General features: G+C 59.3%; 9 protein-coding genes and 1 pseudogene. 4 read left to right on the top strand and 6 right to left on the bottom strand.

Going from position 1 to position 13,658, the window contains the following annotated elements; all coding sequences use genetic code 11:
* Positions 1 to 7: 7 nt before the first annotated feature.
* Both GS612_RS02360 and GS612_RS02355 read left to right on the top strand, forming a co-directional pair.
* Positions 8 to 886: pseudogene (locus GS612_RS02360) on the top strand (NAD(P)-dependent oxidoreductase); the annotation flags it as partial.
* A gap of 105 nt (positions 887 to 991) precedes the next feature.
* Positions 992 to 4,057, top strand: coding sequence for an aminotransferase class III-fold pyridoxal phosphate-dependent enzyme (locus GS612_RS02355; protein WP_171638959.1), 3,066 nt, complete (start codon positions 992 to 994; stop codon positions 4,055 to 4,057).
* 50 nt (positions 4,058 to 4,107) lie between these two features.
* On the opposite strand, the gene GS612_RS02350 is transcribed toward GS612_RS02355, so the two are convergent.
* Both GS612_RS02350 and hemP read right to left on the bottom strand, forming a co-directional pair.
* Entirely contained in the window at positions 4,108 to 4,584 is a 477-nt protein-coding gene (locus GS612_RS02350; protein ID WP_171638958.1) for a hypothetical protein, read from the bottom strand.
* Positions 4,581 to 4,748 (bottom strand): hemin uptake protein HemP, encoded by a 168-nt coding sequence (gene hemP, locus GS612_RS02345; RefSeq protein ID WP_083445319.1) that lies wholly within the window; start codon positions 4,746 to 4,748, stop codon positions 4,581 to 4,583. The genes GS612_RS02350 and hemP overlap by 4 nt, the downstream gene beginning before the upstream one ends.
* 206 nt (positions 4,749 to 4,954) lie before the next feature.
* Between hemP and gph the strand changes: the two genes are divergently transcribed.
* The gene (gene gph / locus GS612_RS02340; protein ID WP_171638957.1) at positions 4,955 to 5,614 is read left to right on the top strand and encodes a phosphoglycolate phosphatase; all 660 of its coding nucleotides are present in this window, start codon (positions 4,955 to 4,957) and stop codon (positions 5,612 to 5,614) included.
* Between the two features lie 752 nt (positions 5,615 to 6,366).
* On the opposite strand, the gene dld is transcribed toward gph, so the two are convergent.
* The 4 genes from dld to GS612_RS02320 all read right to left on the bottom strand — a co-directional run bounded on the left by dld (position 6,367) and on the right by GS612_RS02320 (position 12,462).
* On the bottom strand, positions 6,367 to 8,046 hold the full coding sequence (gene dld, locus GS612_RS02335) for a D-lactate dehydrogenase (protein ID WP_171638956.1): 1,680 nt from the start codon (positions 8,044 to 8,046) through the stop codon (positions 6,367 to 6,369).
* Between the two features lie 18 nt (positions 8,047 to 8,064).
* A complete protein-coding gene (locus GS612_RS02330; RefSeq protein ID WP_171638955.1) occupies positions 8,065 to 9,216 on the bottom strand; it encodes an alpha-hydroxy acid oxidase in 1,152 nt (383 codons plus the stop codon).
* Positions 9,217 to 9,228: 12 nt separating this feature from the next.
* On the bottom strand, positions 9,229 to 11,292 hold the full coding sequence (locus tag GS612_RS02325) for a TRAP transporter large permease subunit (protein WP_171638954.1): 2,064 nt from the start codon (positions 11,290 to 11,292) through the stop codon (positions 9,229 to 9,231).
* 120 nt (positions 11,293 to 11,412) lie between these two features.
* Positions 11,413 to 12,462: a TRAP transporter substrate-binding protein gene (locus GS612_RS02320; RefSeq protein ID WP_152458932.1), complete on the bottom strand. Its 1,050-nt coding sequence runs from the start codon at positions 12,460 to 12,462 to the stop codon at positions 11,413 to 11,415.
* A gap of 334 nt (positions 12,463 to 12,796) precedes the next feature.
* Here GS612_RS02320 and GS612_RS02315 point away from each other — a divergent pair, with 334 nt between their 5' ends.
* Positions 12,797 to 13,570: a FadR/GntR family transcriptional regulator gene (locus GS612_RS02315; RefSeq protein ID WP_152458933.1), complete on the top strand. Its 774-nt coding sequence runs from the start codon at positions 12,797 to 12,799 to the stop codon at positions 13,568 to 13,570.
* Positions 13,571 to 13,658 lie beyond the last annotated feature (88 nt).

Raw genomic sequence — 13,658 nt, 5'->3', positions numbered from 1 at the left:
AGAGGATCACAAAATGGCAAAAGTCGCGTTCCTTGGCCTGGGCGTCATGGGCTATCCTATGGCTGGGCATCTTCAGGCCGCAGGTCATGACGTCACCGTCTACAACCGCACGGCCGCCAAGGCCGAAGCCTGGGTAAAGCAGCATGGCGGATCGATGGCGGCCACCCCGAAAGACGCGGCTGAAGGCGCCGAATTTGTGATGGCCTGCGTCGGCAATGACGACGATCTGCGCATGGTTTGCACGGGCGAGGACGGCGCATTTCGCGGCATGTCCAACGGGGCTGTTTTCGTAGACCACACCACGGTTTCTGCAAAGGTCACGCGGGAATTGTACGCGGCCGGCCAATCACAGGGTATCGCCTTTGTGGACGCGCCGATCTCGGGCGGTCAGGCAGGCGCCGAAAACGGTGTTCTGTCAATCATGTGCGGCGGAGATCAGGCGGCGTATGATGCGGCTGAACCGGTGATGCAGGTCTATGCGAAGATCTGCCGCCGCATCGGCGACAGCGGCGCGGGCCAGATGACCAAGATGTGCAACCAGATCGCCATCGCAGGGTTGGTTCAGGGGCTGAGCGAAGCGTTGCACTTCGCCGAGAAGGCCGGGCTGGACGGAAGGGCCGTGGTCGAGGTGATCAGCCAGGGCGCGGCGGGCAGTTGGCAGATGGCAAACCGGTATGAGACCATGCTGGATGATCAGTTCGAACATGGCTTTGCCGTCGACTGGATGCGCAAGGATCTGGGTATCTGTCTGGATACCGCCAATGAAACCGGTGCGTCCCTGCCCGTCACCGCTCTGGTCGATCAGTTTTACAAGGATGTGCAGAAACTGGGTGGTGGCCGCTGGGACACCTCGTCGTTGATCAAGCGCCTGCGGGCTATGGGGTAACGCGGGGGGGGCTGTCTGCCCCCCATCGCGCCAAGGCGCGATTCCCCCCGAGGATACTTTTGGCCAGATGAAGAGGGCTCCGGCGCGATCGGAGCGGAGACGGGAATGGACGATTTGAGTGCTTTTTGGACGGCCGCGCTGCGGCAGCTCTGGGGGTTGGACGCCCGTTTGACGCGGTTGGATGGTGAATATGATCTGAACTTTCTGGTGCACGCCACCAATGGTCAGGATTATGTGCTTAAGGCCATGCGGGCCGGATGCGATGTGGATCTGGTTGATCTGCAAATCAAGGCGCTGGCACATATCGCTTCTGAGGCACCGGGGCTGCCGTTTCCCAAGGTGTTCCCTGATCTGACCGGCGCAATGCTGCCCGAGATTGCCAATTCTGAAGGACAGCGCAGGCTGGTTTGGCTGTTGGAGTGCCTGCCGGGCCAATGTTACGCGAAGGCCGCTCCAAAATCCGAAGAGCTGATCCTGAAACTGGGCCGCGTATTGGGGGCAACCGACCGGGCCCTGGAAGGGTTTGAGCATGAAGGGTTGCACCGGGCCGGTTTCAAATGGGACCTGATGCAGGCGGGCTGGATTGCTGACAAGTTAAACGCGATCTCTGACTCCGCGCGGCGGGCGCTGCTGACGGAAATCTGTGAGGGGTTCGCTGCAATCGCGGATGTCCTTGCGGATCTGCCGAAACAGGCCATCCACAATGACGCCAATGACTACAACATTCTGGTCGAAGGAGAGCTGTGCGAGCGGCGGCGGATCTCGGGCCTGATCGATCTGGGCGACATGTGCGCCGCGCCGCGCATCTGCGATCTGGCGATTGCCGGCGCGTATGTCGTGCTGGATCACCCCAAACCGGAACGGGCACTGGCTGCGTTGGTAAAGGGCTATCACGCGGCCAATCGGCTGCGGGCGGATGAGGTTGACCTGATCTGGCCGTTGCTGAGGATGCGGCTTGCCGTGTCGGTCGTCAACTCGACCCTGATGGCGGCCGAGAATCCGGATGATCCCTATGTGACGATCTCTCAGGCGCCCGCTTGGCGGTTCCTTGAGAACACGTCAGTCAATGGCGGACTGATGTCGGCGCGGTTGCGGGCGGCTTGCGGCTTGCCCGTGGTTGATGGGGCTGAACGCATCCACGCCTATCTTCAGGAACACCGGGGACATTTTGCCGACATGTTCGGCCAGGACCTGGGCGGTGTGCCCATGGGCTCGCTTTCGGTCGAAAACTGCGTCTGGCCGCAAGACCCATTCCACATGCCTTTGGCCGAGGCCGCGCGCGTTGGCGAGGAATACGGGCAGGACCTGTGGCTGGGTTACTATAACGAGCCCCGCCTGATCTACGCCGAGCCGGGGTTTCGCAAGGGCCCATGGAAAGCCTCGGACCGGCGGACGGTTCATCTGGCCGTGGATGTGTTTGCGCCTGCCGGGACGGTTCTGCATGCACCGATGAGTGGGCGGGTCGAAGTGGTCGAAAACCGCGACCAGCACCTTGATTACGGCGGGGTGATCATCCTGCATCACGAAACGCCCGAAGGCGACCCGTTCTATACGCTCTATGGCCATCTGGATCCGGAATGCTGTGACCGGCTGAAACCCGGCGACCCGGTGGCACAGGGGGCCGCGTTTGCGCGGTTGGGCGATGCCGACCAGAATGGCGGATGGGCCCCGCATATGCATTTCCAGCTGGCCCTGACCACCGATGGCATGGAAGCGGATTGGCCCGGTGTCGGAGACCCGGACGAACTGGAGCTGTGGCACGCGGTCTGCCCGAACCCGGCGGCGTTGCTGAACCTACCGGATGACAAGGTGTTCTATCACCCCACTGACAAAGCGGACATCCTGCACAAACGGCGGGCGCTTTTCGGGGGCAACCTGTCCCTGACCTATGACGACCCGGTCATGCTGGTGCGCGGCTGGAAGCATCACCTGTTCGACGAATGGGGACGCCCCTATCTGGACGCCTACAACAACGTCCCGCATGTGGGACATGCCCATCCGCGCATTCAGGCCGTGGCTGCGGATCAGCTAAGGCGCATGAACTCGAACACCCGCTATCTGCATCCGGCACAGGTGGAACTTGCCGACAAGATCCTGTCGAAGATGCCGGATCACCTACAGGTCTGCTTTTTCGTCAACTCGGGAACCGAGGCCAACGAACTGGCCCTGCGACTGGCCCGCGCCCATACCGGCGCGAAGGGGATCGTGACGCCGGATCACGGCTATCACGGCAACACGAACGCTGCGGTGGCGATCTCGGCCTACAAGTTCAACAAACCGGGCGGCATCGGGAAAGCCGACTGGGTTGAACTGGTCGAGGTTGCCGATGACTATCGCGGGTCATTCAAGCGTGATGATGCGGACCGGGCGCAAAGATTTGCTGATCTTGTCGATCCGGCGATTGCCGCCCTTCGGGATCGGGGACAGGGCGTGGCCGGGTTCATCGCGGAAACCTTCCCGTCGGTCGGCGGCCAGATCATTCCGCCCAAGGGCTATCTACATGCGGTTTACGAAAAAATACGTGCTGCGGGGGGTGTTTGCATCGCCGATGAGGTGCAGACAGGTCTGGGACGGCTGGGTGAGTATTACTTTGGCTTCGAACACCAGGGAGCGGTTCCGGATATCGTGGTGATGGGCAAGCCAATCGGCAACGGGCACCCGCTGGGCGTGCTGGTGACAACCCGCGAGATCGCGGACAGCTTCAACAACGGGATCGAGTTCTTTTCGACCTTTGGCGGTTCAACCCTGTCTTGCCGGATCGGCAAAGAGGTGCTGGATATCGTCGATGACGAAGGGTTGCAGGACAATGCCCGCCGGATGGGGGATCGTCTGATGGCGGGGCTGCGCCAGATCGAAGCCGACTTTGGTTGCGTTGGCGACGTGCGGGGTATGGGGCTGTTTCTCGGCGTGGAACTGATCAACCCCGATGGAAGCGAAGGCACCGAGATTTGCAGCTATGTCAAAAACCGGATGCGCGATCATCGCATCCTGATCGGCAGCGAAGGGCCCAAGGACAACATCCTGAAAATCCGCCCGCCCCTGACCATCGAGGCCGAGGATGTTGACATGATCCTGTGGGCGCTGCGGGATGTGTTGTCCGAGGTGGGCGACTTTACCCCTGCCCCTGTTTGCGATCATGACCTTCACCATGCCGGATGCGGGTGCTGCTGAACGAAAAAACCCCGGCGCATCGCCGGGGTTCAACCGTTTCACACACAGGGTCAGTGGAGCACGGCCGAGGGGGTCTGGTGACCGGTGGTCGGCATTCTAAAACCTGCGGTCATACGTCTGAGAGTCAGCCCCAGTTCTTCCGACAGGGATGCCAGCGCGGGGGCAAAATCCGGACGTACGATCAAAGACGCCAGCATCATCGCATCTTCACGCGCCCCTTCGGACGCTGCCGCGATCATCTGTGCAAAGCAATTCTCATCCGCGCCAAGGCACGCACATCCAAGACCATGCCGGATCAGGGGGCGGCGGCCATGGGTGGCGCATAGCGAGCACAAGCGATCCAAAGTCAGCATTGCCGCACGCCCGCAATCCGCGCCCAGCGCGACTTGGAAATCGCTGGCAGCGTCGGCACGACCGTCCTCGCCTTCGCTCCACATCCGCAGATACATCACGGCGCCCGCTTCGATGGGATCGAGATCGGCAAGGCGGCCAACCGCTGCGCCGCCGCGCTTGAAAGGCGCGCTCATTTCGTCAGGATCAGTTTGCCTGCACGGGTGATGCGCAGGGTATAGAGTTGATCGCCCAGCTCTATATGGGCCAGGTTGCCGCCCTTGGTCAGATCCTCGGCCTTGTGCGCGGGAAGCATCGAGACAGCGTAACCTTGGGTTGGGGTCGGGTTCTGTACGTTCATCGGGACATCTCCAGAGCGTTTCGGCATGGTGCCATATCTATCGCGTTTCAATTGATTTGGCTGACCCCGAAAGGGCTGGCTTTCTGTTCCTGTCACTTAATCTGATTATTTTAGTAAGGATTGTCAAGCATCGTTTTGAAACAGGCGATTGCCCCTTGGAACAGGGCGGGTTAGGTCTTGGGTCGGGCGATGAAGGGCAAGCAAACATGACCGCAGCAGTTGTATTCGATCTGGACGGAACGCTGGTGGACAGCCTGGGCGATCTGGCGGCGGCGGCCAACCGCACGCTGAACGACGTCGGGCATGATCCATTGGCGACGGATATCATCAAAGGATTCGTCGGCAACGGTTTACCCAAGCTGGTCGAACGCATGATCCGGCATTGCGGGCTGCCGCTGGATCGCCACGCGGAACTGACCCAACTAACCCTCAAACACTACAATTCCGCGGCCAGCGAAACGACCGTTCCCTACCCCGGCATCCCAGAGGCACTGACCAAATTGCAGCAAATGGGATGCGTTCTGGGCGTCTGTACCAACAAACCCGAAACACCGGCGCGGCATGTGCTGGAGGCACTGAACCTGTCCCGGTATTTCGACGCGGTTCTGGGTGGCGACAGCCTTTCGACGCGAAAACCGGACCCCAACCATCTGTTCGCAAGCTTCGATGCGCTTCAGACGTCCGGCCCGCGTCTGTTCGTCGGCGACAGCGAAGTTGACGCGGAAACGGCTGCGCGTGCGAAGATACCGTTTTTGCTGTTTACAGAAGGATACCGGAAGACGCCGGTCGCCGAAATTCCACACACCGTGGCCTATGGCGCATCACAAGATTTGCCCGCCCTCGTCGCCAAATTGATCAAAAGCTGACACCGGTCGCAAAGACCATCGCGCCCTTCGACGCCGGCAACGATCCGCATGGCCACTGACCCCGACTGCCATGCCCCCCAAAGTTAAGAGGGGCCGGCCGAGGGGGTGTGGCCAGCCCCTCATCGGGGAAAGTTAATACCGTGTGTGTTTGTGTGGTAAGTACGGTAAGTTATGTTTACCCCTGTTTGTCGCGGCGCGAAATTGGGGGTTTCCCGTAGTTCCCCAAAAAATGCGAAAAATAAGGGATAAATGGCGTTTTTCCGGCCCCGGTCATCTGCAAATTTTCGCATGCAAGACAGGCTTCCGGCCCGCAGCTTCGCAGGGGTGATCTGCAAGCCGATTGCAAGCCAAGGGTAACCCTAGGAAAACCCGTCAGAAATCACGCGGCCCTGAAATTGCCTGAACAGAACGGTGCTCTGTCAAGTGACCGCATGAACCCGCCGGTTCAAATCCCGGACAGCCTGGCAAATGCGTGTGTGTGACACTCGAAACAAACGATTTGCGTCAAACGCGGCTGAATTCCGTGCCTCAACGCGAAATTCCCTGCCGATTCCGACGACCCCGACTGCGCCGTCCGAATCTTCCCTACACCTGACACGCGACGTTCATTCAGTTCTGGCAGCCTTCTACGCGGCAGATGCTTGCGGGGTTGCGCTCAGGATATCAGGCTGTCGGGCACCAACACTCTTTTCATCAGAACCCGACGAATCTGTCGGCCGTTTTCACAGCACCCTGCCGCGCAGGAAAACCGGCTATTGGTAATTCTTCGCCTTGGACATTTTGCCGATACCGGGATTGAACGCGTTGGTCGGGTCACAGCATTTGTAATGTGCCGCCAGGTCGGGCTTGGCCTTGTAAAGGTGCCCCACGTTGTGTTCAGCAGGGTATTCCGCGCCGCGTTCATCAAACAGTTTCAACATTGCGGCCTTCAGAGCTTTTGGGTCAGCCCCTTTTTTGACTATGTAGTCCTGATGCATCACGTGGCACATGAAGTGCCCGTAGTAGAGTTTGTGAACCAACTGGTCTTCGATCTCAGGCGGCAGCTTCTCCAGCCAGTCCCGGTCGTTGCGGCGCAGTGCGACGTCCAGTGCGATGATGTCTTCGACGTCGTCCGAATGGATTGCCATGTAACGCACCGCAGCGCCCGCCGCCGCAAAACGATGAAGGCCTGCGATCCTGGCCTCGCGCGCATCACATTCGAAAAATCCGCCATCCCGGCCACTCAGAAATCGCGGCAACCACTCGGCGGCCTCGGACACACCTTCATCCTTCATTTTCAGGATCAAGTGATGTTCGAACTTGTCGCGAAAATCCGTCATCCGTTTGGGCAGGACGCGGGGCCACAAAGCTATTGCTGCCTGCATGAAACGATCAGTGAAATTTCGCAAAAACGGAATGCGCCGCAGGCGTGCATCCACGGCGCCTTTCATCGCAAAGAACATTGGCAGACGGTCCGTGCCAAGCTTGTCGATCATCACGACCGTGTCCTTGCCATAGCGTGCTGCAATATCGAACGCTTCGCGATGCATGTATTCGGCCGAAACCGGCAGCGATTTGAACTCTGACAATATGTGGCGCCGCAGGTCCGCCAGATCGTCGGGATTGTTGGTGCCCACATAGAACACCTTCTCGACCTCGTTCTTGGGAAAGGTGTCAAGGCGCACCGCAAAAACGGCCAGCTTCCCGGCCGAGCCCGAAGATTCGAAAAGCTTGGCCTTGTCCGCATTGAACCGCGCAGGCGTTTCCGCATTCACATCCCGCACGATCTGTGCGTAGTCGCTGGCCGATGCACGTTTGTTGGTTGCCCCGGGATTGCGTTCGAACCTGCCTGCATCGAGGTTTGCAAGGATCTCTTCCGGCGTGCTGCCCAGATCGATGCCCAGATGGTTGACCAGTTCCAATTCACCCTGTTCGGTGATTTGCGCATAGACGGAAAGTTCCGTGTAAACCGGACCGCGCTCTACCAGAGAACCGCCGGAATTGTTGCATACCCCACCCACGATCGACGCGCCGATGCAGGACGAACCGATCACCGAATGCGGCTCGCGTCCGAACGGGGCCAACAGTTTTTCCAACGCAAAAAGCGTGGCGCCCGGAAAGCTGACGATCTGCTCTGCGTCGTTCAAGGGCACCAGAGTATCCATCCGGCGCGTGTTGATCAGAACTACGTCACGGTCATAGGTGCCGGACGGCGTAGACCCTTCTGTCAGGCCAGTATTGGCCGCCTGCATGATGACGATCTTGTCGGCTGCAACGCAGGCTTGCAGGATCTTCCATTGCTCCAGCAGGGTCCCCGGCTGAACGACGCACAGCGCCTCACCCTCGCCCGAGCGGAAACCGCGCCGAAAGCGCTCTGTCGCGCGCTCTCCAATCAGCACGTGACGCGTACCGACGATAGAGCGGAAATGTTTGATCAACGCGTCATTGGTCATATCGGCCCCTGTTTCGGGTTAGGGATTGCGGAAACGAATATTCTCGCGGCTGAGCTCGCCAACACTGGTGACACCCATCAGTTTCATGTCGCGCTCGATCTCGGCACGCATCAGCCCAAGGGCCCGTTCGACCCCAGCCTGCCCCGCTGCAGCCAGAGGATACAGGTAGTGCCGCCCGATACCCACGGCTTTGGCCCCGATCGACAGCGCCTTGAGCACATGGGTGCCACGCTGAATGCCGCTGTCCATCATCACGTCCAGCTTGTCGCCAACGGCATCGACAATCTCAGCCAATTGATCGAACGGCGTGCGCGATCCGTCCAGTTGGCGGCCACCGTGGTTCGACAGGATGATGCCGGTGCAACCGATCTCAGCCGCTCGTTTGGCATCCTCGACGGTCATGATCCCCTTCAGGCAGAACTGACCATCCCAGCCGCGCACCATCTGCGCCACGTCATCCCAGTTCATCGACGGATCCAGCATGTCGGTGAAATACCCACCGATGGAACTGGCCCCACCGCCCATATCCACATGTTCCTCAAGCTGAGGCAGCCGGAACTTTTCATGGGTGACATAGTTGATCCCCCACATCGGCTTGATCGCAAACTGTATCATGCCGCCCAGCGTCAAGCGGAACGGGATCGAGAACCCCGTGCGCAGATCACGCTCGCGGTTACCGCCAGTGATGCTGTCGACGGTCAGCATCATGACCTCGACGCCCGCCTCTTTGGCGCGCTGCATCATGGCGGCGTTCAACCCGCGATCCTTGTGAAAGTAGAATTGATAGACCTGCGGGTTCTTATGTTTTTGGCGCAGCTCCTCCAGCGAGACGGTGCCCAGAGAGGAAACTCCGAACATGGTGCCGTATTTCTCTGCTGCTGCCGCGACCGCGCGCTCACCCTGATGGTGGAACAGGCGTTGCAACGCGGTGGGTGAGCAATAGACCGGCATGTCCAGTTTCTGCCCCATCACAGTGACGGACATGTCCACGTCCGAAACCCCACGCAGGACCGAAGGCAACAGATCGCAGCGGTCGAACGCCTTGGTGTTTTCCCGGCACGTCACCTCATCATCCGCGCCACCGTCGATGTAATTGAAGATCGGCCCCGGCAGTCGTTGCTTGGCCAGCCGCCGGAAGTCGTGGAAGTTATGACATTGGCTCAGGCGCATCCGATAAGCTCCTTAGTAGGCGACCGACGGCAACCAGGTGGCAAGGGTCGGCCACAGAAACACTAGCGCCAATCCGGTCAATTGCAGCAGGACAAATGGGATGATGCCCTTGTAGATATGCGTCAGCTTGATCTCTGGTGGGCAAACACCTTTGAGATAGAACAAGGCAAAGCCAACAGGCGGCGTCAGGAAGCTGGTTTGCAGCGTCACCGCAACCAGGATCACAAACCACACCAGCGCCGGTTCATCCAGAACGCCAAAGCCGGGGATGTCGATGCCCAGACCGTTCACGATGGGGCGCATCAGGGGCAGCACGATCAGCGTGATCTCGATCCAGTCCAGCACGAAGCCCAGCAGGAAGACGATGAACAGGATGAACAGAATTGTCCCGTTGGCACCAAAGCCGGTGGATTGCACCACATGTTCGATCAACTCATCCCCGCCCAACTCGCGCAGCACGTATGAGAACACGGTCGCGCCGAGGAAGATCGCAAAGATATAGGCGGTGGTGTTGAAGGTCGACACCAACACGTTCCACAGCTTGGCAAAGGTCAGCTTGCGATAGCCCAGCGCCAGCAGGGTCGCACCCAAGGCACCGATGCCGGACGCTTCGGTTGGCGTGGTCAGACCGGCAAAGATCGACCCCAGCACGGCAAGGATCAGCATCAGCGTCGGGATGACGGCGATCAGCACGTCCTTAACGGCTGCCCAGTCGGGGGCTTTGGCGCCTTCGGGCACGGGGGCCGCGTCGCGTTTCACCAGAGCCAGAATGAAGATGTAGGTCAGGTACAGCCCGCCGATGATCACGCCCGGGAAAACCGCGGCCATAAACAGGTCTCCGACGGACAGCGCCATCTGGTCGGCCATGATCACCAGCATGATTGAGGGCGGGATCAGAATGCCCAATGTCCCCGAGGCCGAAACCACGCCCGCCGCCAGCGTCGGCTGGTACTTCTGCTGCATCATCGACGGCAGCGACAGTACGCCCAGCAGAACAACCGAGGCACCAATGATGCCGGTTGAGGCCGCCAGAATGATCCCGATCAGGGTCACGGTGATGGCCAGTCCTCCGCGCACCGTCCCGAACAGGCGCTGCATCGAGGACATCAGACGCTCGGCCACTCCGGATTCGTCCAGCATCAGCCCCATGAAGATGAACATCGGGAGCGCAACCAGAACCGCGTTGGACATGGTCGCGTAGACCCGGTTCACCACAGCACCCAGGGTCAGGTAATCAAGCCCGGTAAAGGTGCTCTCAAGACCCGTCCACAGCATAAGATCGTTGTCGAACAGGTAAGCCAGACCGCAATAAGCCACACCGACACCCGCCAGCACCCATGCCACCGGATAGCCAGTGAACAGCAGCGCAATGAAGGTCAGGAACATCGCTATGACCAGCTTTTCCTCGGTCGTTTCGACAAGGAAGGTCAAGCCAACGCAGACGGCTGCGAATACCGCCAGCACCAGAAGAATACGGCGCAGCGGCGCGCCTTCACGTTCCGAGGCCGGCCCGTAGATCAGCGCGTGCCCGTCATGGATCAACCGTGCCAACGCGGCCAGCGCCAACAGCACAAAGCTGATCGGAATCACCGCCTTGAAAGCCCAACGCGCAGGCAGGCCGGTGGGGCTGTCCGAGCGTTCGTTGACGCGGAAGCTTTCGTAGAAATAATCATAGCCCTGATCGACCATCAGATAGATGAACGGGGTCAGCAGGGTCAGGATGCCGATCACCTCGATGATCCGCTGCGCGCGGCGCGAAAGCTGCATATGCAGGACGTCCACACGCACATGGCTGTCGGTGATCAAGGCATACGAGATGCCGATCATCGTGACGATTCCATAGAAATGCCACTGGATCTCATCCAGTTTCGGGTAGTTCTGGCTTAACAGGTAGCGCAGCGAGACCTGTGCGAAGATCGCGCCCATCAGCAGGACATTGGCCCACATGACGACATGACCCACAGCCTTGACCCCGGCGTCGATCGCGACGGCGATTTTCTGGCGGTCGGAATCGGGGTGTTCCAGGATGCCTTCATAGGCTTCGACCGGATCGTTGAGGTTCTTTTGGGTGGTCATGGTCATTCCTCGCTCAGCAACCCGGAATACGGGTAGTGAAAGGTTAGAAAGTCCGAAGATCGAAAAGCAGGAACCGGAGCGGCGGATCGGGCCGCCCCGGCAACGTCAGTGAGGGAGAGATTACTGACGTGGGAGGAAGGCGTTCGTCTTCCAGAGGTTATAGCCGTCACGGAATTCGTTCATGTCGGCCAGAACCTTAGCAAAGAAGGCATCATTGGCGGCTTCTTCTGCGGCAACCTCTTCCCAGGTCGCGCGGAAGGTATCCAGCATCTCGGGCGACCACTGCTTGATGGTGACGCCGTTGTTTTCAACGTTGTCGATCAGGGCCGCGTGCTGGATGGCTTCGCCTTCGGCAAAGCTGTCCGCCATCGAAGCCTTGCAGGCGCTTTCGATGATTGCCTTGTGCTGATCGCTGGTTTCGTTCCAGACGTCCTTGTTGATCAGCAGTTCAAACACGGTCGCCTGCTGATGCCAGCCGGGGAAATAGTTGAATTTGACCAGCTTGTGGAAGCCCAGGCGCGCGTCGATGGCAGGCATTGAAAACTCGGTCGCGTCAATCGCGCCTTTTTCCAATGCGGGGAAGATCTCGCCACCTGGCAGCAGCGAGGTCGCCACACCCAGTTTTTGCATCACCTTGCCGCCCAGACCAAAGAAACGCATCTTCAGCCCGTTCAGGTCCTCGGGCGAATTGATTTCGGACGCGAACCAGCCCGAGGTTTCCGGCGCGATGATGGCACAGGGCAGTACTTTGACGTTGTAACCGGCCTGATCATACATCTCCTGATACAGGGTCATGCCGTTGCCATAATACAGCCAAGCCATGTATTCGCCCGCCTCGGGGCCGAACGGCACGGCCGAGAACAGCGGCGCAGCCGGGATTTTTCCGGCCCAGTAACCGGCCGTGGTGTAACCCGAGTTGATCTTGCCGGTGGACACGGCGTCCAGAATTTCGAAGGGCGGCACCAGTTTTCCCGGCTCGTACACCTTCATCTTCAGCGTGCCGCCGGACATCAGTTCCAGCTGATCAGCCACACGTGGAATAGGCGAACCCAGGCCCGGCAGTTCGGTCGAAAAGGCAATCGGTGTTTTCAGCAGCAGCTTGTCCGCCGCAACTGCGGGTGCCGCCAGCAGGCTGGCGGCCACGGCCAGGCTTGTCAGGGTCTTCTTCATGAAATCTCCTCCAGGGTTGGTCGGGTTTTCTCCGATCAGTGGCGCAGGCTCTTCCAGCGCCGCTCCGGTGGTAAACTAACTTTACCAGCTTAAACCAGTCAATAACTTTGTTTACCACTGGCGCCGATCGAAACTGGAATCTCGCCTTCTGCAAGCCCTGCGAAATCCCGATACGACTGCCTCAAAAACCAACAGATTCTCCAAAAATCATTCAAAAACAGACATGTGTTTCACATCCGGGAAGAACAGCCTCGCGCTTGAAATCTGAACGGATATGGTTATCTTTGTTTACCAGTTATTCTGGTTATTTCAGCGTCACACGGGGCAATATCTCATGAACACCACGGCGATTTTTGAACCGGTTGGACACGAATCGCTGGCTGATGCGGTGGTTTCACAGGTCGAGGACCTGATCGCTTCGGGCATCCTGAAGCAGGGCCGAAAACTGCCTTCCGAGCGCGATCTGGCCGAGATGTTGCGCGTGTCGCGCCCGAAGTTGCGCGAGGCCCTTCAGGTGCTGGAAGAACGCGGGCTGGTCACAACGCAACACGGTGAGGGAACATTCGTCGCGGCCCTGACCGGACAAGCCATGATGCCCGCGCTTCTTGCTTTGTACGAACGCCACGAGCCGGCTTTCTTCGACTATCTGGAGTATCGCCGCGAGCAGGAAGGTTTCGCGGCCCGGCTTGCCGCACGTCGCGCCACCAAGGCAGACAAGGAACGGATTTCCGAGATCCTTGATGAAAACGAGCGTGCCTGGCAGGAGCAGGACGCCAAGGCTTCGCAAGAGGCGGACTTTGCGCTGCATTCCGCGATTGTGGATGCCAGCCAGAACGCGACCCTGATCCACATGATGGCGTCGATCTACGAACTCACCCGCAAGGGCGTTTTCTACAATCGCGACTTCTTGCGCACGATTGACGGGACCGGCGAAAAGCTGCTGCAACAACATCTCGAACTTGGACGCGCGGTGATCGAAGGGGATGAGAAGCGGGCCGAAAAAGCGGCAAAGGATCACATAGACTTTGTTGAAGAATCTTTCAAACTCGGGATCGAGCAGCGGCGACGCGAAGCCATGGCCGAAAAGCGCCGGATACTGTCACGCTGACGGCTTTGCCACCCATTTGCCCTTCTGATTGCGGGGCCCCAGTCCCCGAGGTGGCCGCGAAAGGCACCTGTTTGGCGATTTGCGACCG

The sequence above is a fragment of the Ruegeria sp. HKCCD6157 genome (genome assembly GCF_013110685.1).
In the GTDB taxonomy this organism is placed as follows: Bacteria; Pseudomonadota; Alphaproteobacteria; order Rhodobacterales; family Rhodobacteraceae; genus Ruegeria.
The sequence above is the reverse complement of the archived record's forward strand: the minus strand, read 5'-3'. Positions and strand labels throughout refer to the sequence as shown.

Bases quoted from the DNA above. Each gene is read 5' to 3' on its own strand.
- gph (WP_171638957.1), top strand. From the start codon at position 4,955: ATGACCGCAGCAGTTGTATTCGATCTGGACGGAACGCTGGTGGACAGC.
- GS612_RS02330 (WP_171638955.1), bottom strand. From the start codon at position 9,216: ATGCGCCTGAGCCAATGTCATAACTTCCACGACTTCCGGCGGCTGGCC.
- dld (WP_171638956.1), bottom strand. From the start codon at position 8,046: ATGACCAATGACGCGTTGATCAAACATTTCCGCTCTATCGTCGGTACG.
- GS612_RS02315 (WP_152458933.1), top strand. From the start codon at position 12,797: ATGAACACCACGGCGATTTTTGAACCGGTTGGACACGAATCGCTGGCT.
- GS612_RS02350 (WP_171638958.1), bottom strand. From the start codon at position 4,584: ATGAGCGCGCCTTTCAAGCGCGGCGGCGCAGCGGTTGGCCGCCTTGCC.
- GS612_RS02355 (WP_171638959.1), top strand. From the start codon at position 992: ATGGACGATTTGAGTGCTTTTTGGACGGCCGCGCTGCGGCAGCTCTGG.
- hemP (WP_083445319.1), bottom strand. From the start codon at position 4,748: ATGAACGTACAGAACCCGACCCCAACCCAAGGTTACGCTGTCTCGATG.
- GS612_RS02320 (WP_152458932.1), bottom strand. From the start codon at position 12,462: ATGAAGAAGACCCTGACAAGCCTGGCCGTGGCCGCCAGCCTGCTGGCG.
- GS612_RS02325 (WP_171638954.1), bottom strand. From the start codon at position 11,292: ATGACCACCCAAAAGAACCTCAACGATCCGGTCGAAGCCTATGAAGGC.